General features: G+C 43.1%; 13 protein-coding genes and 1 pseudogene. 10 read left to right on the top strand and 4 right to left on the bottom strand.

Annotated features, from left to right (window positions below; genetic code table 11):
- The first annotated feature begins 166 nt into the window (after positions 1 to 166).
- The 4 genes from LAY41_RS20625 (at position 167) to LAY41_RS20610 (ending at position 4,982) form a co-directional block, all read left to right on the top strand.
- The gene (locus LAY41_RS20625) at positions 167 to 1,534 is read left to right on the top strand and encodes a class I SAM-dependent methyltransferase (protein WP_420840335.1); all 1,368 of its coding nucleotides are present in this window, start codon (positions 167 to 169) and stop codon (positions 1,532 to 1,534) included.
- Positions 1,535 to 1,585: 51 nt separating this feature from the next.
- Complete coding sequence (locus LAY41_RS20620; protein ID WP_338023034.1) at positions 1,586 to 2,947, top strand: methyltransferase domain-containing protein; 1,362 nt, start codon at positions 1,586 to 1,588, stop codon at positions 2,945 to 2,947.
- 25 nt (positions 2,948 to 2,972) lie between these two features.
- Positions 2,973 to 4,325, top strand: a complete 1,353-nt coding sequence (locus LAY41_RS20615; RefSeq protein ID WP_338023033.1) for a methyltransferase domain-containing protein — start codon at positions 2,973 to 2,975, stop codon at positions 4,323 to 4,325.
- Positions 4,326 to 4,436: 111 nt separating this feature from the next.
- A complete protein-coding gene (locus LAY41_RS20610; protein WP_249102428.1) occupies positions 4,437 to 4,982 on the top strand; it encodes a type IV pilin-like G/H family protein in 546 nt (181 codons plus the stop codon).
- Positions 4,983 to 5,226: 244 nt separating this feature from the next.
- Here LAY41_RS20610 and tnpA read toward each other — a convergent pair.
- Positions 5,227 to 5,634: pseudogene (tnpA, locus tag LAY41_RS20605) on the bottom strand (IS200/IS605 family transposase).
- 58 nt (positions 5,635 to 5,692) lie between these two features.
- Between tnpA and LAY41_RS20600 the strand changes: the two are divergent.
- Positions 5,693 to 6,919: an RNA-guided endonuclease InsQ/TnpB family protein gene (locus tag LAY41_RS20600; protein ID WP_249102425.1), complete on the top strand. Its 1,227-nt coding sequence runs from the start codon at positions 5,693 to 5,695 to the stop codon at positions 6,917 to 6,919.
- Between the two features lie 50 nt (positions 6,920 to 6,969).
- Positions 6,970 to 9,165 (top strand): O-linked N-acetylglucosamine transferase, SPINDLY family protein, encoded by a 2,196-nt coding sequence (locus tag LAY41_RS20595; protein WP_249102424.1) that lies wholly within the window; start codon positions 6,970 to 6,972, stop codon positions 9,163 to 9,165.
- Positions 9,166 to 9,180: 15 nt separating this feature from the next.
- On the opposite strand, the gene LAY41_RS20590 is transcribed toward LAY41_RS20595, so the two are convergent.
- Both LAY41_RS20590 and LAY41_RS20585 read right to left on the bottom strand, forming a co-directional pair.
- Positions 9,181 to 10,398: a tetratricopeptide repeat protein gene (locus LAY41_RS20590; protein ID WP_249102421.1), complete on the bottom strand. Its 1,218-nt coding sequence runs from the start codon at positions 10,396 to 10,398 to the stop codon at positions 9,181 to 9,183.
- A 56-nt stretch (positions 10,399 to 10,454) separates the two neighbouring features.
- Positions 10,455 to 12,659, bottom strand: a complete 2,205-nt coding sequence (locus LAY41_RS20585; RefSeq protein ID WP_249102419.1) for a glycosyltransferase — start codon at positions 12,657 to 12,659, stop codon at positions 10,455 to 10,457.
- Between the two features lie 434 nt (positions 12,660 to 13,093).
- Between LAY41_RS20585 and LAY41_RS20580 the strand changes: the two genes are divergently transcribed.
- Positions 13,094 to 13,894, top strand: coding sequence for a hypothetical protein (locus tag LAY41_RS20580; protein WP_249102417.1), 801 nt, complete (start codon positions 13,094 to 13,096; stop codon positions 13,892 to 13,894).
- 97 nt (positions 13,895 to 13,991) lie between these two features.
- Here LAY41_RS20580 and LAY41_RS20575 read toward each other — a convergent pair whose 3' ends face one another.
- Positions 13,992 to 14,726, bottom strand: coding sequence for an MORN repeat-containing protein (locus LAY41_RS20575; RefSeq protein ID WP_249102410.1), 735 nt, complete (start codon positions 14,724 to 14,726; stop codon positions 13,992 to 13,994).
- Positions 14,727 to 15,345: 619 nt separating this feature from the next.
- Here LAY41_RS20575 and psbO point away from each other — a divergent pair.
- From psbO to LAY41_RS20560, 3 genes are all read left to right on the top strand, one after another.
- On the top strand, positions 15,346 to 16,182 hold the full coding sequence (gene psbO / locus LAY41_RS20570; RefSeq protein ID WP_249102408.1) for a photosystem II manganese-stabilizing polypeptide: 837 nt from the start codon (positions 15,346 to 15,348) through the stop codon (positions 16,180 to 16,182).
- 557 nt (positions 16,183 to 16,739) lie between these two features.
- The gene (locus LAY41_RS20565; protein ID WP_249102405.1) at positions 16,740 to 17,516 is read left to right on the top strand and encodes an RNA polymerase sigma factor SigF; all 777 of its coding nucleotides are present in this window, start codon (positions 16,740 to 16,742) and stop codon (positions 17,514 to 17,516) included.
- A gap of 707 nt (positions 17,517 to 18,223) precedes the next feature.
- Positions 18,224 to 18,716: hypothetical protein (locus LAY41_RS20560; protein ID WP_249102403.1), on the top strand; the 493-nt coding region annotated here is incomplete at its 3' end.

Genomic DNA, 18,716 nt, shown 5'->3' with positions numbered 1-18,716 from the left:
AATAAACTCATAACGACTACGACTAATATAGCATAAAGTTTTGTAACATCATTTCGATCGATCTGAGCAAGTAATTTTTCCTCGTCACCAAGGTAGAGCCAGCAAAAAGTGGCCAGTAATGTTAATTTTGACTAAAAACGGTAAGCTAGTTAATAACTTTTCTTCAATTCGTTTTGCGAATAGAAAACCGGAGATCTACATAATGGATGAACAAGCATTAAATTCTCTAGAAAAAATTCGTCAGCAATTTGATGTAGCACCTTATCCAAGAATTCCTTTGGAAGATTATCCAAATGACATGAAATATCTTACCCTCTACAACATAGTGACAGCTTACTACCTAAGATACAAAAAAGTTGTAGAGACTCAAGAAAGAGTAATTTTAGATGCAGGCTGTGGCAGTGGGTTCAAATCCTTAGCCTTGGCCGTCGCCAATCCTGGGGCAAAAATCGTAGGTATTGACCTTTCAGAAGAATCTGTTAAATTAGCAAAAGAGCGCTTAAAATATCACGGCATTAAAAACGTAGACTTTTATCCTCTCTCTATCTATGATTTACCCAAACTGGGGATAGAATTTCACTACATTCACTGCGACGATACTTTGTACCTGCTGCCCGACATAGTTACTGGATTGCAAGCAATGAAGTCAGTGCTAAAAGCAGAGGGAATCATCCGTGCTAACCTCCATAGTTTAAGAGCAAGAATAGATGTTTTTGCGGCTCAAGAAATGTTTCGTTTGATGGGATTGATGGATGAGAATCCCCAAGAATTGGAGATAGAATTAGTTCGAGAAACGATGAAAGCTTTGAAAGATAATGTTCTTCTCAAGGCAAACACCTGGAGACCTGAGTTCGATCGAAACGAAGAGCGGATTCTAATGAATTATTTATTTCAGGGCGATCGCGGCTACACCATCCCAGAAATGTTTTCCGCCTTAAAAGCAGCTGACTTAGAGTTTGTCAGCATGGTGAATTGGCCGCAGTGGGACTTGATGGATTTGTTCAAAGAGCCAGACGACTTGCCGATGTTTCTAGGAATAAGCTTACCGAACCTTACGGTGGAAGAGCGGCTGCATTTATTTGAACTTTTGCATCCTATCCACCGCCTGCTTGACTTTTGGTGCGCTCACCCCAACACATCTGCCCCTCCGAGCCCTGTAGCTGAGTGGACGGATGAGGACTGGCGGGGGGTTCAGGTGTATATGCACCCTAGCCTGAGAGTGCCAGAAGTCAAACAACAGATGTACGCCTGCGCGATCGATCTCAAAATGTTTGAAATCGGTAGGTATCTAGCATTTGCTAAAGATCCCACCTTGTTGATAGACAGTACCCTAACTGCGATGCTTCTTCCCCTGTTGGAGGAAACGCAGTCCATACCGTCACTGGTGCAAAACTGGCTGCAAGTGCGACCCCTACATCCGGTCACCCTAGATCCGATTCACGAACAAGCAGCCTTTCAATCTGTTAAGCAACTGCTCATTTCCCTAGAACAGATTGGGTTTGTACTTCTGGAACAAGTCTCTAGCCAAAACTGAGCATACTCAAAAGCAGAATTTTTTATAATTCGATTTGAGTGAATTGTCAAAATTAACCATAAGGAGAGCTTCACAATGGAAGATAAAGCATCTGATTCAATAGAGAAAATGCGTCAGCAATTTGAGAATTCACCTTATCCCAGAATTCCCTTGGATAATTACCCAAATGACATTAAATTTCTCTATATCCATAACATAGTAACTCCCTACTACCTGAGATACAAAAAAATTATAGAAACTGAAGGGAAGGTGATTTTGGACGCAGGCTGTGGCAGTGGCTACAAAGCTCTAGCCTTAGCGGTAGCCAATCCCGGCGCAAAAATTGTGGGGATTGACATATCAGAAGAATCTATTAAACTGGCAAAACAGCGCTTGCAGTATCACGGGTTTGAAAACGCCGAATTTTATGTTCTCTCAATCGCGGATTTACCCAACCTTGGTCTAGAATTTGATTACATTAACAATGACGAAGTATTGTATCTTCTCCCCGATCCAGGTGCCGGATTACGGGCTATGAGGTCTGTTTTAAAGCCAGATGGAATCATCCGTGCCAATCTCCATAGTTTACTACAGAGAGCCAAGTTTTTTCGCTCTCAAGAAGTGTTTAAAATGATGGGATTGATGGATGAAAATCCCCAGGAAATGGAAATAGAATTAGTTCGAGAAACTATGAAATCTTTGAAAGATAATGTTCTTCTCAAGGCAACCACCTGGAGACCTGCGTTCGATCGAAGCGAAGAGCGGATTCTGATGAATTATTTATTTCAGGGCGATCGCGGCTACACCATCCCACAAATGTTTTCCGCCTTAAGAATAGCTGACCTAGAGTTGATGTGCATGGTGAATTGGCCGTACTGGGACTTGATGGATTTGTTCAAAGAGCCAGACGACTTACCAGTGTTTCTAGGCATCAGCTTACCAGACCTTTCGGTGGAAGAGCAGCTGCATTTATTTGAACTGTTGCATCCTATCCACCGCCTGCTTGACTTTTGGTGTACTCACCCCAACACAGCCAACCCGGTTGAGCCAGTTGATGAGTGGACAGGATCTGACTGGCAAGAAGCTTTGGTACATCTGCATCCTCAGCTCTTGAGAACGGAAGAACTCAAACAAGAGTTGGTTGCCGGTGTGACTAACATCAGAAGGATTGAAATCAGTAAATATCTGCCATTTGCCAAAGATCCGAACCTGGGAATAGAAAGTACAGCAGCAGCCTGCATCTTACCCCTGTTGTCGGGGCCACAGTCGATCGAAGTATTGGTGAAGCGCTGGAAACAAGTCAGACCTGTAAATCCGGTGACCCTAGAGCCTTACGGTGACGAAGAAGCCTTCGAGACTGTCAAACAGCTACTAACTACCCTGGAAAAGGTAGGGTATGTACTCCTAGAACGTCCCGGCCAAGAGAGTTTGTAGAATTCTGTGACAGTTAATTGAGAAAATTGAGCAAAAAGAGAGCATCAAAATGGAAGATAGAGCATCTGATTCACTAGATAAAATTCGTCAGCAATTTGACACAGCCCCTTATCCAAGAGTTCCATTGGATTATTACCCAAATGACCTTAAATGGCTTTATGTCCATAACATAGTAACTGCTTACTACCTTAGATACAAAAGAGTTATAGAAACTGAAGGTAAGGTGATTTTAGACGCTGGCTGTGGCAGTGGCTACAAAACCCTAGAATTGGCGGTAGCCAATCCAGGAGCCAAAATTGTGGGCATTGACATATCAGAAGAATCTATTAAACTGGCAAGACAGCGCTTGCAGTATCACGGATTTGAAGCTGAATTCTACACTTTATCTATTGAGAATTTGCCAGAGCTTGGTATTAAATTTGACTACATTAACAACGACGAAGTATTGTATCTTTTGCCCGATCCAGTTGCCGGATTGCAGGCAATGAAGTCGGTTCTCAAAGCAGATGGAGTCATTCGGACTAATCTCCATAGTTCACTACAGCGGGTTCATTATTATAGGGCTCAACAAGTCTTTAAAATGATGGGGCTTATGGATGAAAATCCCAGAGAATTGGAGATTGACCTGGTTCGGGACACGATGAAAGCTTTGAAAGATAATGTCTCTCTGAAGGTATACACCTGGGAACCTGAGTCCGAGAATGACGAAGAAGGGTTGCTGATGAATTATTTATTCCAGGAAGATAAAGGCTACACTGTTCCAGAAATGTTTTCAGCTTTGAGATCTGCTGACTTAGAGTTTGTTAGTATGGTGAATCCGACGAGTTGGGACTTGATGGAGCTGTTCAAAGAGCCAGACAACTTGCCGGTGTTTCTGGGAACGAGCTTACCTACTCTTTCCGTGGAAGAGCGACTGCACCTATTTGAACTGTTGCATCCTGTCAACCGCCTGCTTGACTTTTGGTGTGGGCACCTCAACTCAGCTTCCCCGGTAGTGCCAGTTGATGAGTGGACGATGGCAGACTGGCAAGAAGCTCTGGTGCATATCCATCCTGGGCTGAGAACCCCAGAAATCAAAAAAGAAATGGTTACCTGCGTTAGCGACATTATATTGATGGAGATCGGCAAATATCTGCCTTTTCTCAAAGACCCCATCTTTTTGATGGACACTACAGTGACAGCGTGCGTCTTACCCCTCCAAGAGGGGCCACAGCCGATCGGGGCACTGGTGGAGCGATGGAAACAAGTCAGACCTGTAAATCCTGCCACCTTACAGCCGATCGAGGAAAACGAAGCCTTTGAGATGGTCAAGCAGATACTGACTACCCTGGAGCAGATCGGGTATGTACTTCTGGAACGCAGACTAGGAAAGGGTTGACGCACCGAAAAAAAAATTTTTTCATGCAGGTGATATGAAATTGAAGGAAGGTGGGTAAGTTATATGTATAAGGCAGAAGACACCCACCTAGAGCTGAAGGAAAAACCTCTCATGAATACTACATTTAAAACCAAGTTACTGTTACACCTCAACCAAAAGAAACAACAGACAGGCGAACAAGGTTTCACCCTAATTGAACTGTTGGTAGTTATCATTATTATTGGTATTCTTGCCGCTATTGCCTTGCCATCCTTCCTTAACCAAGCAAACAAAGGTAAGCAGGCCGAAGCTAAGCAGTATACCAGTTCAGTCAACAAAGGTCAGCAAGCCTACTACACCGAGTTCGGTAGCTTTGTAACAGGTACCGACGACCCGGCCTGGAATAGTTTAGGAGTTGGCATCAAAACTCAAACCACTAACTACGCTTACAAAATCGTTGCGAACGCTGTTCAAGCCGATGTCTTGGCAACCCAAAATGGTGACTCTCTGAAGAAGGCTCTCAAGCCGTACACCGGAGGTGTACGTCTGGTAGGTACCGGAGACAAAACCACGCAGGCAGTAGTGTGTGAAGGTCTGGCTAACACAGATCCCACCACCACAGCGGGAGGTGACGCTGAAGGAATCAAGTGCGGTACTGGCATGACTCCTCTCAAGTAAAAGAGCCATCCTATCTGGAATGGTTGTTGCCTGAATCAACTCAAGTTTTTGACAAAGTGGGTAGTGAAAGTATACGCTACTCACTTTGTTTTTTAAGCTTGAACCAAAAGAAGCTCTATACTGTACCTGTCAAGGGCATTGCCCACCCTACTTATACTTGCTATCTTAAGCAATTCATCTCCCGTTAAGCTGTGCTGTAACGGGAGATGAATTGCGACCAACTAATAAATTGAGCGATAGCGAATCAGTTTTTTACTTGGCCTTGATTTTCTACATAATGCTTTAACTGCTCAACTGTTACACCACCACAACTAGCAACGAAATAAGAACCAGTCCAAAAATAAGGCTTACCGTAAAAATACCTTTGAGCAAGACTTGGATTCTATGAGCGTATGAGCCTGCTACTAACTGTTTTTAGGTTGCAGATCAAAGTTGATAGTGGCTTGTCGGGTTTGTAGTCAATCAGTAAATGTACATGATCTGATTCGCCATTAAACTCCAATAAATCACAATCCCACTTCCTAAGTGTATCAACAAATATTTCTTGTCGCCTCGTCAGTATTTCCTTGCTGATAGCTTTTTTACGGTACTTCACAACCAATACAATATGAGCGTTAAGTTTGTAAACAGACCTAAATCCGTGATGATACATGGTTGACGACTAATAGCGGCAAGTAGTATAATAGCAGTTGTTGAGTACCAGTTCCCTGATGCTAAATGTTTTGAAGGTAAGAATTTATCCAAACAAAGAACAGCAAACAGCCCTAGCTAAAAACTTTGGCTGCTGCCGTGTTGTTTGGAATTATTACCTTAATAAAACCAATACTCAGGCTCAAGAAACAGGAAAAGGGTTGAGTTATTGCGACATGGCGAAAGACTTAACCCAACTCAAAAAGCTGGCTGATTATTCCTGGTTGTCAGAAGCTACTGCTGCCACATTACAGCAATCATTGAAGAATCTAGAATCAGCATTCAAGAACTTCTTTGAACATCGTGCTAAATTTCCTAAATTCAAGAGTAAGCATGGTAAACAATCGCTTCGATATCCTGAAAGTTGCTCAATAAAAGGTAGCGGCCTCAAACTTCCTAAGCTAGGAATTGTCAAAGCTAAAATCTCAAAACCTGTTAATGGCAAGATTAAATCTGTCACCGTTTCCAAAACAAGCACAGATAAATATTTTGCCGCTATCTTGTTTGAGGTTGAAGATGTACAACCTGCTAAAGAAGGTGAAATTTCGGGCATCGATTTAGGATTAAATAGTTTGGTAACAGTGTTTGACGGTAAAACCTACTACAAAGTTGACCCAATCAAACCTACCAGAAAGTACGCTAAACGTCTAAAACGTAGGCAGCAGGCTTTATCCAAAAAAGAAAAAGGCTCTAATAACCGCAAGAAGCAGGTTAAAAGAGTAGCCAAAGTCCATGAGAAAATAGCGAATACAAGGCAAGACTTCCTTCATAAACTCTCTAGAAAGTTAGTTGACGATAATCAAGTCATTGTAGTGGAAAACCTTTGCGTAAAAGGATTAGCGCGTACTAAGCTAGCTAAATCAATACTAGATGCCGGTTTTGGTATGCTAATAAATTTCTTAAGCTACAAACTGGAAAGAGCGAGAGGAAAACTTGTTGAAGTTGACAGATTCTTTCCTAGTACAAAGCTTTGTAATTGCTGCAATTTCAAGAATAATTCCCTGAATTTAAGCGTTCGTGAATGGGTTTGTCCAAATTGCCAAACCCACCACGATAGGGATGAGAACGCAGCCAAAAATATTCGGGAAGAAGGAATCAGAATACTGTCAACCAATACCGATGGGCAGTCGGAATTTCAAGCTTGTGGAGAGCGTTTAAGACTCGATAGCACTCGTGCTAAAAAGCAGCGTTCGATGAAACAAGAATCTCCCGTTAAGCTACGCTGTAACGGGAGAGTGTCAAGGTAAGGATTAGCGCGCTGTGAGGATGTTAATTGTACAGCGATTGGTGTATACCTATGAGTTTTACTGACGCGGTGAATTGGCAGCAGCAAGCCTATCAATGTCTAGTCCAAGGAGACTACACTCAAGCTGCAAGTCTCTATGAACAGGTAATAGCATCTGAACCGGATATCCACTCCCACTATTGGCATTTGGGATTGATGTTGCTTTTGCAGGAAAAAGAAGCAGAAGCTCAAATGACTTGGTTCTCAGTCATAGCATCTGGCGAAACCGAAGAAATTGAGATGTGGACAGCAGAATTGCTCCAGGTTCTACAAACAGAAGCGGAACGGCGACAAACTCTCTCAGACAACTCAGTTGCTTGGATGCTCCGACAGCACATCCGAGAAATTAATCCAACAGATATTAACAATTTGTTGCACTTAATTCAGCTTGCCATTAAGTTGGAAACTTTTACAGGCGAGGAATTCACCTCTTTAGGTGTAATTGAAATTCTTCAGTCTGGGGAAGCAGTAAATTTAGATTCCAAATTATTGATGGAAGTATTGGGGAGTGTTTTAGATGCAGAACCTTTACACCCATCATCTCTGGAATTGGCAGAAGCCTGTATACCATACATCCAAGAATCTTATGTTTTTGTAGATATTCTAATTTTAAATTCAGTTAAAATAGCTTACTCATCGCACAAATCGGCTTTAGCAGCACGCTTTTTAGAACTGGCTTTACGTCTAGAAAAAATAAATCCAGAAGTATTGATTCAGTTAACTGGATTTTATCAAAATGCTGGTGAGTATTCTAAAGGTATAGAAATAGCTAAATTATGTTATTCTTTATTTCCAGGAGTGGCAGAAAAAGTTTTCGCTAACCATCTGATTATTCGAGGACTGATGGTGGCGGCTGGTGAATATTGGTCAGAAGTTGGCGAGGTGTTACAGAGACACGAATTACTTTTAAATTCGCTATTTGAAGGAGAGAATACAAATCTCGATCCCACTACAGTTGTTAGGTTATTTTCTTCAACTTACTTTTTACCGTACTTTAAAGATGATATCAAAAAGAACAGGCAATTGCAAAATCAAGTAGCTCAAATTTGTAATTCAAATATTCAAAACTATGCCAGCGATCGATCTGCGAAATACCGTTCGGGAAGAGTTAATGAAAATAAACGTTTAAAGATTGGCTATTTATCTCATTGCTTGAGAAGACATTCGGTGGGATGGCTAGCTAGATGGCTATTTAAATATCACGACAGAGAACGTTTTCAAATTCACGCCTATTTAATTAATGCTCAACAAAGAAAAGACCCGTTGCAAGAATGGTATGTCAGTCAGGTAGATAAAGCCTATAAATCTGGATTAGAAGCTGCCGAAATCGCCGAGCGAATTTATCAAGATGAAATCGATATTTTGATAGACCTCGATAGCATCACTTTAGATATTATCTGCGAAATTACATCTGTAAAACCAGCACCTATTCAAGTTACCTGGTTAGGATGGGATGCTTCGGGAATACCCAATGTTGATTACTTCATCGCTGACCCTTATGTTTTATCAGAATCGGCTCAAAATTACTACAGCGAAACCTTATGGCGACTACCACAAACTTATATAGCCGTGGATGGTTTTGAAATTGGCGTACCAACCTTACGCCGCGATGGGTTAAATATTCCTAGCGATGCAGTAGTATATTTCAGTTCGCAGATGGGATTTAAGCGAAATCCAGAGATAGTTCGATTGCAAATGAAAATAATTAAAGAAGTGGAAAACAGCTACTTTTTAATTAAAGGAACGGCTGATGAAGAATCAATTAAAAGCTTCTTTATTCAAATCGCCGAATCAGAGGGAGTGAGTGAGGAACGCCTGCGTTTTTTAGAAGATGTTGCTTTTGAGGAAACCCATCGCGCAAATCTAGGTATTGCTGATATAGTTCTAGATACTTATCCTTATAATGGAGCTACAACTACTCTCGAAACTCTTTGGATGGGTATTCCTTTGGTAACGAGAGTGGGAGAACAATTTGCCAGTCGCAATAGCTACACCATGTTGATGAATGTGGGTGTAACAGAAGGAATTGCTAGGACTGATGAAGAATATGTAGAATGGGGTGTACGCTTGGGTAAAGATGCCTCTTTGCGGCAGCAAATTTCTTGGAAGCTACGAGCATCAAGACAAACTTCCCCGCTATGGAATGGTAAGCAGTTTACCCGCGAAATGGAGAAAGCTTATGAACAAATGTGGGCGAGGTATAAATAATCAACCTGAAGCGAATCATTTACCTGCTGCCATTTGCTCCACATTAGTGATGATGTCTCTAATCCTTTCGGCATCGGGAGATTTAAGCTGCTGCAATATTTCTAGGGATTGCTGCAAGTAGTCCAGTGCAGTAGCAAATTCTCCTTGATCATCTCCCAACATCTGTCCCAGCATTGCTTCAGATGCGAACAGTTGTCCTAGCATTGCTAATGTTGTTGCTTTACCTAGAACATCGCTGATGCGTTCTTTAAGTTCTAGGGACTTTTCAAAGAAGGCGATCGCTTGCTCCATCTGTCCTTGTTCAGCATAGGTACAAGCCATATCATGGAAAACACTGGCTCTAATTTTGGCATCTCGACAATCGCGCCATGAAGTAGCTGATAATTCTACAAGTTCCATTTTCCTGGCACAGCCAGCGAAGTGCAAAAAAAAGCTATTAATAAAAGCAGTCGTTGCACATATCTTTTTTTGTATATGAATAGATAGCCAACCTAGATCGATCGGGATTTTAGGATCTGCTAATAAACTATAATCTGCTGGTAAATCATCTAGCAAAAATGGGTAATACAGAATAACGTAGGGATAAAAACACAAGTTAAAGCGGTGATCGATCCAGTGAACGCAGTCTGCTTTCAGCAGTTCATAAGAAAGCGGTCGCATTTCGTAATGCCATTCGGAACCACCTTTTTCTTCATAGCCAAAATAGGCTTTTTCTAATATTTCCCGATGGTAATGGGGGGATAATACCATCACTCCCGCTTGCACAATTTTGTCAAAGTGGGAGGGGAGCCCATAATTAGTGTAGTAATCTTTGGCTGTGCAGTCTTTTGTGAAGGGTATTCCAAGCGATTCCCAGTAATCGTACTCTCTTTCTAACGTTTGAGAGAACAACTCTGCTGTGGGAGAAGACCAATAATCGACAGCCCCAACTTTTTCAATCGGAACGCCTTCTACAATACAGGGTGCGATCGATGTATTAATCAGAATATCTGAATCAATCCACACAATTTGCTCATAGTGTTGGGAAAATTCCTGGCTGAGGATGAGACACTTTTGCCATGAAGCCGAACGGGCTTGCGCCCGTTCTGAACTATCCAGGGGCGTGTCAATACAAATTAAATCGTATCCATGCTTATCTGCATATTTTTGCCAGTTGTTTTCTGCAAAGGTTTTCCAGTGATGCAAATATTTTTCACCGATTGCTAAAGTGACAATGGCTTTAGATTGTTTCATTTCTCAGGACTCCCTACGACAATGTTGCTATTAAGTGAAATTCATGCCTAGCTTGTTTAACCTTGCGGAAATAATCGCGTATTGGCAAGACTATCTAGCTGAAATAACCGCATACTCTCCAGTCTTGCTTGTGCGATCGCCTGTTCGTTTTCATTTTTCAAGATAATCCGAGAATGAATGCGAGGTAACAAAACTTCCCATTGCAGTGAATCAAGCTGGCCAACGGGTGAAATTTCCAGTCCATCAGTGACATCTATATCTTCTTGCATAAGAAGATTCATGACAACACTAGATAAAGCAAGGTCTACATCTATTTCTGACTCTTCAGAAATATTGCTTGTGTCAATCAGTAGAGTCATTTGGCTTCTATCCGGATGGGTTCCAATAACCCTAATTACTGCTTCCAATTCCAAATATAGAGATTCTTCTGGTTGCAACCAATCTGGGAAGATGATGATATTAATATCTCTTAACTTTAAAGGCAAGAGAGTAGCCCTAATCAAAGCCGATCGCACCTTACTCGCCATTGTTGACCAGGAAAACTTTTTCGCTTGTGACAAACCAGCAGCAATTAAGAAGTTACGGATAGCCGGTTTTTGGACATCGCAGAGGGCATTTGCCATTGCATCAACATCATCGGAGTTGACATATAACGCTGCTTCTCCTGCCACTTCAGGAATAGAGGCGTTGGGGCAAGTAATCACCGGACAACCACAAGCGATCGCCTCCAGGACAGGTAAACCAAAACCTTCATACAGGGAGGGAAAAACTAATGCTACAGCACCTGAATAAGCTGCTTTCAATTCAACATCGCTGAGTGGTAGCATATATACGGTACTGCCAGAAGTATAAGTTCTAAACTCATCCTCGAATTCCAAGTCGAACCCCGTGCAGACAATATCAAAGCCATGTTTATTATAGAGTTTGTCAAATGCCTGAAAAAACAATTCTCCATTTTTATATCCACTTCGCGAACCTACTAAAATAAAGTATGGCTTTGATATACCGTACTTTGTTTTAAACCTCTCAACCTCCTCCTGGCTTCCTGGTGATAAAGTGCTGTTAACACCGCAATGAGCAACAGTGACAGACTCTGCGGAAATATCGGGGAAAACCCTAACCAGATCCCGTGCTGTATTTTCTGAAATCGTTATGTAGGCAGAGGCGTGGCGGATAGCAAAATGCTTTTCTTGCCACATTGGTTCATTAAGATTACCTTCCAAAACTTCCGGAATCATGTCATAACCCATGAAAACGGATGGCGTTGATATAGGTGTTGTATAGTAAGTTGAAATAAATAAGTCAGCATCTTCTTCGTCGCATATTTGCTGTAATAACTCGCGATCGAGCGCTGTTCTACTATAATTGTAAGGTTCGACAACGCGATATTTTATCCCCTGAATTTTCGGGGCAGTTACCGCTCTGTCAAGCACAATAATATGTTCTGCCAAACCATCTTTTACCCACTCTTCAAGCAATGATTTCCAAACTCGTGATATTCCCGTTTTATATAACTGAAAAAATATCCCATCAACGATAAGAGTCATCCCTTTCTTAATATTTATGGATTGGTAAGTATGTGCGATCTGTTTATTGTCATAATCGACCTTTCCAATCGCTTTAAAATAATCTCTTTGGGTTAGTGATGTCTTTTTTAATTGCGGTGCTTCACAATAGGCCAAGCTTTCAAATAAAATTGGAGCTATATTTTTTTCTGTTATCAGGTGCAGGGATGATCCATTTGTATAGAAGTTTAGTTCCAGCTTTTCGGCAATTATAGATAGTGCCTTAGTTGTGTAAATTGAAATGTGCTGACCTTCTTGAAGTGAATAGTACAACCACTCATCGGGTTTCGGATTGCTTTCTGGAAGTAATTCTGTGCTGAATAAAACGTTCCTCGAATAGCTTAATATGTTTGCTATTTGCTCAAGAGGATTTTCAAAATGCTCAAATACCTCGAAAGCTGTAACCAATTCATAAATATTACCTTCTTGTTTTTCGGTTTCAAAACCTTGAGAAAAAATATTTTCACAAAATTTATCATCCCAAAAGAAATCCAAACCTGAGTCTCTCATTAGCCGCACAAATAAGCCATAGCCACCACCATAATCTAGAAACTTACCATTGGAGTTGAAAATAGCAAAAATTATATGGCTGGATATTTTTGACAACATTATATTTCTGGATACCAAGCCAACATCACTACTGGCTATGGCATTAGAATATGCTTCTGACAGCCAGTAGGGTTCTTCAGTTTGCACAAAGCCACAATTTTTACATTGGAAGTAATCGATGTCATATTTATTTAGGATTTTAGAATTTGCAAAATGAATTGATTCTGATTCACAAATTTTGCATTTCATGGCTGATTTTAAAATTGAACTCGTCAGGGGGTGTCTCTGTGAGCAAAATTGGCTCAGGATATACGCATCAATTCTAGCTGTTGGTTGCCGGGGAGCGCACCCTATACTACTAGGGGGTGTGTCTCTGAGCAAAACTGCTTAGGTAGTGGACATCAGGAAGGGTACAATATCTAAGATACTCAATTTCTACAGGGTGCTGCCGATCTCTAATTAAATCATTTTTAGGCTAAGATAGTACATAAGTACTATATAATGCAGGTTGTCATGGCATATTGACCTTTAAACCATACAATATTATAAAGGTAGTGTATAAAGTCGGAAGGGTAATATAAATGTTTTTACTTTCTTGGCAAAAACTGAATTCATCGCTAGTTTCCTCCGCAGTAGCCCTGGTGTGTCTGTTAGCAATTGCAGGTCTGCAATTGCCTAATTTAAATCTGATCTTGACTAAATCAAAAAGCGCCTCAATTGAAGATTTGAAGAAGGAAATAGAGGCGGAAAAAGTACGTATTAATGTGACTAAAAATATTCCATCTCTGGGCTTTAATAATTTAATTGCCGATTCGGTACTACTTAAATTTTTTCAATACTTTGGGGACGATGTGGCACGCGATCGCACGGGATACGAACTGAGTCCAGAATACTTTGACATTATCATACAGCGCGATCCAAGATTTTTCGAGGCATATATTTTTCTATCTACAAGCACTACTCTCTACGCAGGGAAGCCAGAAAAGTCTATTGCTTTAATGGAAAAAGGATTAAAGTCGCTTTCTCCCGAAATGCCAGGAAAATATTATTACGTTTGGCGCTATAAAGGAATTGATGAATTACTATTTTTAGGCAAGGCAAAAGCAGCCCAGCGATCGTTTGAAATGGCGGCCCAGTGGGCTAGTCGTCGGAACGACCCAGAAAGTCAAAGTATTGCCGCCATCTCTGAGAGAACGGCTGGATTTCTATCTAAAAACCCGAATAGCAAGTCAGCTCAAGTCGGTGCTTGGTCTATGGTGTTAGGGAATAAAGTAGACGATCGCGTCCGCAAGCTAGCCATCAGTCGCATTGAAGCGCTAGGTGGCAAAGTAATTATCACACCTCAAGGAGGAGTCCAGATTTCCCTACCAAAAAAAGACTAATCTTGGTCATAAGCTCTTCTCCCCCTAGCCCCCAAATCTGGGGGGAACAGGACTGTTCTCCCCCCAGATTTGGGGGGCTAGGGGGGCAAAACCTTCGCTATCGGAGGGGCTCACCTTGGCGGAACTGTCCTGAAAAACGCTCGCCATTGGCATATAGGATGCTTCCTCTGCCGTGAGGTTTAGCCGCGCGAATTTCTCCCTGGTAGCGGTTACCCTTGGCGTCTGTACAAGTTCCTCTAGCATCAAAAGCGCCATTGAAGTACTCTCCTTGACAGCGCGTACCATCGCTGGCTGTGTAAACTCCCAGTCCATTTGGCTGGCCTAAAATGAACTGTCCTTGGAAGCGATCGCCATTCGTATATATTAATACCCCTCTGGCGTGGAACTGGCCATCACGGAACTGTCCCTGGTAGCGAGTGCCATCTGCGAATATGAATGTCCCTGTGCCATTAGGCACCCCATTGCGGAACTGTCCCTGGTAGCGGTTATCGTCGGCGTATATAAATTCTCCTCTCCCATTAGGCTGACCGTTGAGGTACTGTCCCTGGTAGCGGTCTCCATTTCCAAAGACGAATACGCCTGTGCCATTAGGCACCCCATTGCGGAAGTTCCCTCTGTAGGTGGCCCTCGCATTTCCACTCCCTCCGTATACGCATACGCCTCTACCGTTAAGGGTAAGAGAGTTAGGTTGAAACGACCCTTGACAATAGGTGCCATCTGCAAATGTCACCACTTGCCCCAGGGATGGGAGCGGATTAATAATGTTACTGGCGATACCCAAAGAAGAAACAGTTAATGTTATGATTCCTACTTTCTGAATTGAGCCAAGCATGGGTAAACACTCTCCAATGTTGTGCCTGCATTCAAGTTTTTTAACAGGCTACTTACTAATTTGCCGATCTCTCAAATATTAGCTAATGGTTTTTCTATACCATTATCAAGGATAAAAACCTTTTTTCCAGCAATGAGCTAAGGATAAGACTTACAAAGCATATTTGAACAAAACTAAACTATTCTTAATATAACGTAACTAATTGAGTTTTTTCTTTAGCCCAAGACTTACCCAGCAACGTTCTTGAGCCAACAGGCAAGAAGTATGGGTAAGTACGTCTCATGCCTACAACCTTTTTGAGTTGCCAGATCTGACCCGCAGGGCCTCTTACACTTCGGTTCGACCTTGAAATGCCTAAGTCCTCAAGCCGTGGGATGTAGCGCATTTTTCTGTAAAATGCTGTATGGGATTTAGCCGAGCCAATAAAAGATCTAAGAATTCAGCCTAAACTAGGCAGCAGTTCAACGGGTCTATCATTGTGAATCGTGGAGATCCTCGCTCAAGGTCTTGAAGCCATCGCTTTCAAAGCCTGAGTCAAGTCGCCCGATTCTTTCTGGCACTGGCAGTGATTTTGACATTCGAGATTAAGTAGAAACTGAGGTTAGTATTGAGGTTAACCATGAGGTATCGCGGTTTAATCGTTGCATTCCTGGCATTGTGCTTGAGTGTGCTAACTGCTTGTAGTGAAGGTTCGGCAACTGCAACCAGCACCGAGCAATTAACTTACGACCAGATTAGGGGTACAGGGCTCGCTAATAACTGTCCGCAGTTGGAGGAAACAACTCGCGGTTCTATTCCCCTTAAAGCCGGTGAGTCCTATATCATCAAAGGTTTGTGTTTGCAACCGACCTCTTTCTTCGTCAAGGAAGAGCCGGCCAACAAACGGCAAGAGGCAGAATTTGTTCCAGGGAAGTTGTTGACGCGGTACACCTCTAGCATTGACCAAGTGCAGGGGCCACTGAAAGTGAACGACGATGGTAGCCTGACGTTCTCTGAAAAAGATGGGTTAGACTTCCAAGCCATTACGGTGCAGCTGCCTGGTGGCGAACGAGTGCCTTTCCTATTTACCATCAAACAATTAGTAGCCACAAGTCAGCCCGGTGCGGAAAGTATTAATACCTCCACGGATTTTGAAGGAGAATTTAACGTTCCCTCCTATCGGAGTGCTGGCTTCCTCGATCCGAAAGGTCGCGGTGAAGCTACGGGATATGACAACGCGGTGGCTTTTCCATCTTCAGCCGATGCTGAAGGTTTGAATCGCGCCAACGTCAAGCGTGCTGAAGTCAAGAAGGGTAGGATTTCTCTGCAAGTAGCGAAGGTAGATAGCAGCACGGGTGAGATTGCTGGAACTTTTGTGAGCGAACAGCCCTCGGATACCGATTTGGGAGCTGCCGACGCTAAGGAAGTGAAGATTCGCGGTCTGTTTTACGCTCGTTTGGAACCGGCACAGGCATAAATCAGCACATCAAGCCCTAGTTATACTGCCCTCGGTCACTCGCTGCTACATTTTCGCGTCCGGGCTGTTGCTTGCTGATGGTTAATTGTTCAAAAGCAAGGAACTCTCATAAGTGAAAAATGCCCAAGAGCAGGCCGCGCAAAGTATATTTTCCCAGCGATGGATGATATTGCCACTCAAAAAAGGGCGCATTGCGCCCTTTTTTCGTGCTATCTTCTTACACGCTACTTATATCTCTGGAGAGCGCATTGCCAGAAAATTCAGTATAAATGAGGTTGTCTGTCTAAGTTGGATATAACTATTCTTAAAGAGTGACTTGAGTAATTGCGGCAGAGCAGGTAGCCTTCTTAAGAGCCATAGTCGCTCTAAAAAGAAAGTGGGTTGCCACTAAAGTTTGGGTTAAGCTTTATTTTCAGGCCACCTGTAGCTGGCTCTGCGCCACCAAATAGGTGTGTTGGCAGCTTACCCGGTCACAGATCACAGCTTTTTTAGTGCCAACTTGATAAGACTGATCTGGGCGTATCTTGGTTTCCTGTATCTACCCCATAAACTCCGCCATGTCTACGACTCTATCTCATACGTTGAAGAATGATAGCTTGCAGCTGTTGCGAGAGTACCAGAGATCGCGATCGGCTGCTATCCGCAATCAGTTGGTAAAACTCAATTACGGATTGATTAGAAAAGAAGCGCATTACTGGAGCAATCAATGCTCAGAAAGCTACGAGGACTTGCTTCAGGTGGGCTGCTTGGGTTTAATTCGGGCTATTGAGCGGTTTGAAATCTGCAAGGGTCATGCCTTTAGCTCTTTTGCCCTTCCCTATATTCGAGGTGAAATCCAACACTATTTACGAGATAGAGGCTCGTCTGTGCGGATTCCGCGACGCTGGCTGACACTACAACGGCAGGCTGTAACGGTAACGCGATCGCTCCACGGGCAGCTCAATCGACAGCCAACGGATGCAGAAGTGGCGGCTGCACTACAAATTTCCCAAACAGAATGGCAGGAAATTAAGTTGGCTTGTCAAAATCGTGCGCCTCTAAGCCTAGATACACCGATGGGAGATGAAGAAGAAGGTTCTACTTCCCTCGGAGAACTCGTACCCGATCCTCGGTATCGCAGTTTTCAGTTAGCGCAAGAAGACCAGATTCGCCTGCAACAGGCTCTCGTGCAGCTAGAAAACCGCACTCGCGAAATCTTAGAATTTGTTTTTCTACAGGATTTAACGCAAAAAGAGGTTGCCGAACGCTTGGATATCAGCGTGGTCACTGTATCTCGTCGTGTCAAAAAGGGACTGGACTCGCTCAAGCAGTTGATGGCAGGAAACAACGAGTGAAGTACCCACCACTATATCGGCGTACCGAATGTAGTGGGGGCTTCCAGTTTCATAGGTCAGTGCCACGTTAGAGATACCACGAGGGTATTCGGAACAAGCATCCGATGATGGTCTTACCTATCCTCCGGAGGTTTGGGACTAGCCCCTTACTCCCGTAGTCCCGTGACTACCCTGGCAGCAACCCGCCTTCCGCAGGTTGGAGAGATTTTTTTTTCATGCAACATCCCTTGGACTTATGCAATGGCGGCCAGCTAGGAATGTTCCTTTCCTGAACTCTGATGTTTCTTCGGCAAGCATATTACTGCTACTTCGGAATTGGCCTTTATGTTCCATACAGTCAGGCGGGTCATCGACCATCTACATTGTACAACTACCGAATTCATCCCCTGGCTTATATCCCACCGCTAAGCTGACTGCAGGTGATTCGGGGGACTTACGCCGAATTAGTTAAATCACGCCTTAACATTAAATAAACCGATCGCGCTCTGTCCCAGCAACATATTCCTGGAGTGGAAGTCGCCGACAGTAAGTATATTCACGTAAGGCTGCTGGCCTACCCTGCGAAAATATTTTTCATGTGTCCCGCTCCTCAACGAATTAGCGGCGGTAGTTCGTGATATAAATGTACCAGGCACGCTCTTTGTGTTCGGATATCGAAAGACCGGGCTTTTGTGGCAAATGGTTGTAAAGCTTTTGGGAGACTGGCAATGCGTCAAATTTCATTACTTACCTTTTTAACGACGCTGGCTCTTTTGATGGGTGGATGCAATCCTTTTGGTGGTGGAGGGAGTGAAAGTAGTAGTTCTCCCACGCCTACTACCTCATCAACAGCCCAGTCACCCAATCCGGGTTTTCAAAACCCAACGGTTGAGCAGCAACAGAAACCCAGTCCCGCTCCAGTACAACAAAAACCCACCGTTGCGGCAGTAACAGCTTCAGAATTGATTCCACCTACTGACCCCGACAAGCGCAGGGCAGAGGTGGGAAAAGAAAAGCAACAAGGGGCAAAAGACCCATTTGGCTTGATTCCCATTCCGGAGAATCCACCACCGCCGGAGCCCGGTGATGCCAACGCTCCTAGCGCTCAAACCACAGCAAATCAAAGAAGGGTTCCTCAATTGGGTGAACTGCCAATAGCACAAGCGCCCAGGCTAAATACTGGTTCTACTAATAACAGCAGAGGTGTGCCTCAATTACCAG

It is taken from the genome of Argonema galeatum A003/A1 (assembly GCF_023333595.1).
GTDB lineage: Bacteria > Cyanobacteriota > Cyanobacteriia > Cyanobacteriales > Aerosakkonemataceae > Argonema > Argonema galeatum.
This window is presented reverse-complemented; position numbering and strand designations above follow the sequence as displayed.

What these genes read in the sequence shown, in the direction of transcription:
- LAY41_RS20610 (WP_249102428.1), top strand. Translation starts at nt 4,437, where the DNA reads ATGAATACTACATTTAAAACCAAGTTACTGTTACACCTCAACCAAAAG.
- LAY41_RS20600 (WP_249102425.1), top strand. Translation starts at nt 5,693, where the DNA reads ATGCTAAATGTTTTGAAGGTAAGAATTTATCCAAACAAAGAACAGCAA.
- LAY41_RS20575 (WP_249102410.1), bottom strand. Translation starts at nt 14,726, where the DNA reads ATGCTTGGCTCAATTCAGAAAGTAGGAATCATAACATTAACTGTTTCT.
- LAY41_RS20595 (WP_249102424.1), top strand. Translation starts at nt 6,970, where the DNA reads ATGAGTTTTACTGACGCGGTGAATTGGCAGCAGCAAGCCTATCAATGT.
- LAY41_RS20565 (WP_249102405.1), top strand. Translation starts at nt 16,740, where the DNA reads ATGTCTACGACTCTATCTCATACGTTGAAGAATGATAGCTTGCAGCTG.
- LAY41_RS20590 (WP_249102421.1), bottom strand. Translation starts at nt 10,398, where the DNA reads ATGAAACAATCTAAAGCCATTGTCACTTTAGCAATCGGTGAAAAATAT.
- LAY41_RS20580 (WP_249102417.1), top strand. Translation starts at nt 13,094, where the DNA reads ATGTTTTTACTTTCTTGGCAAAAACTGAATTCATCGCTAGTTTCCTCC.
- psbO (WP_249102408.1), top strand. Translation starts at nt 15,346, where the DNA reads ATGAGGTATCGCGGTTTAATCGTTGCATTCCTGGCATTGTGCTTGAGT.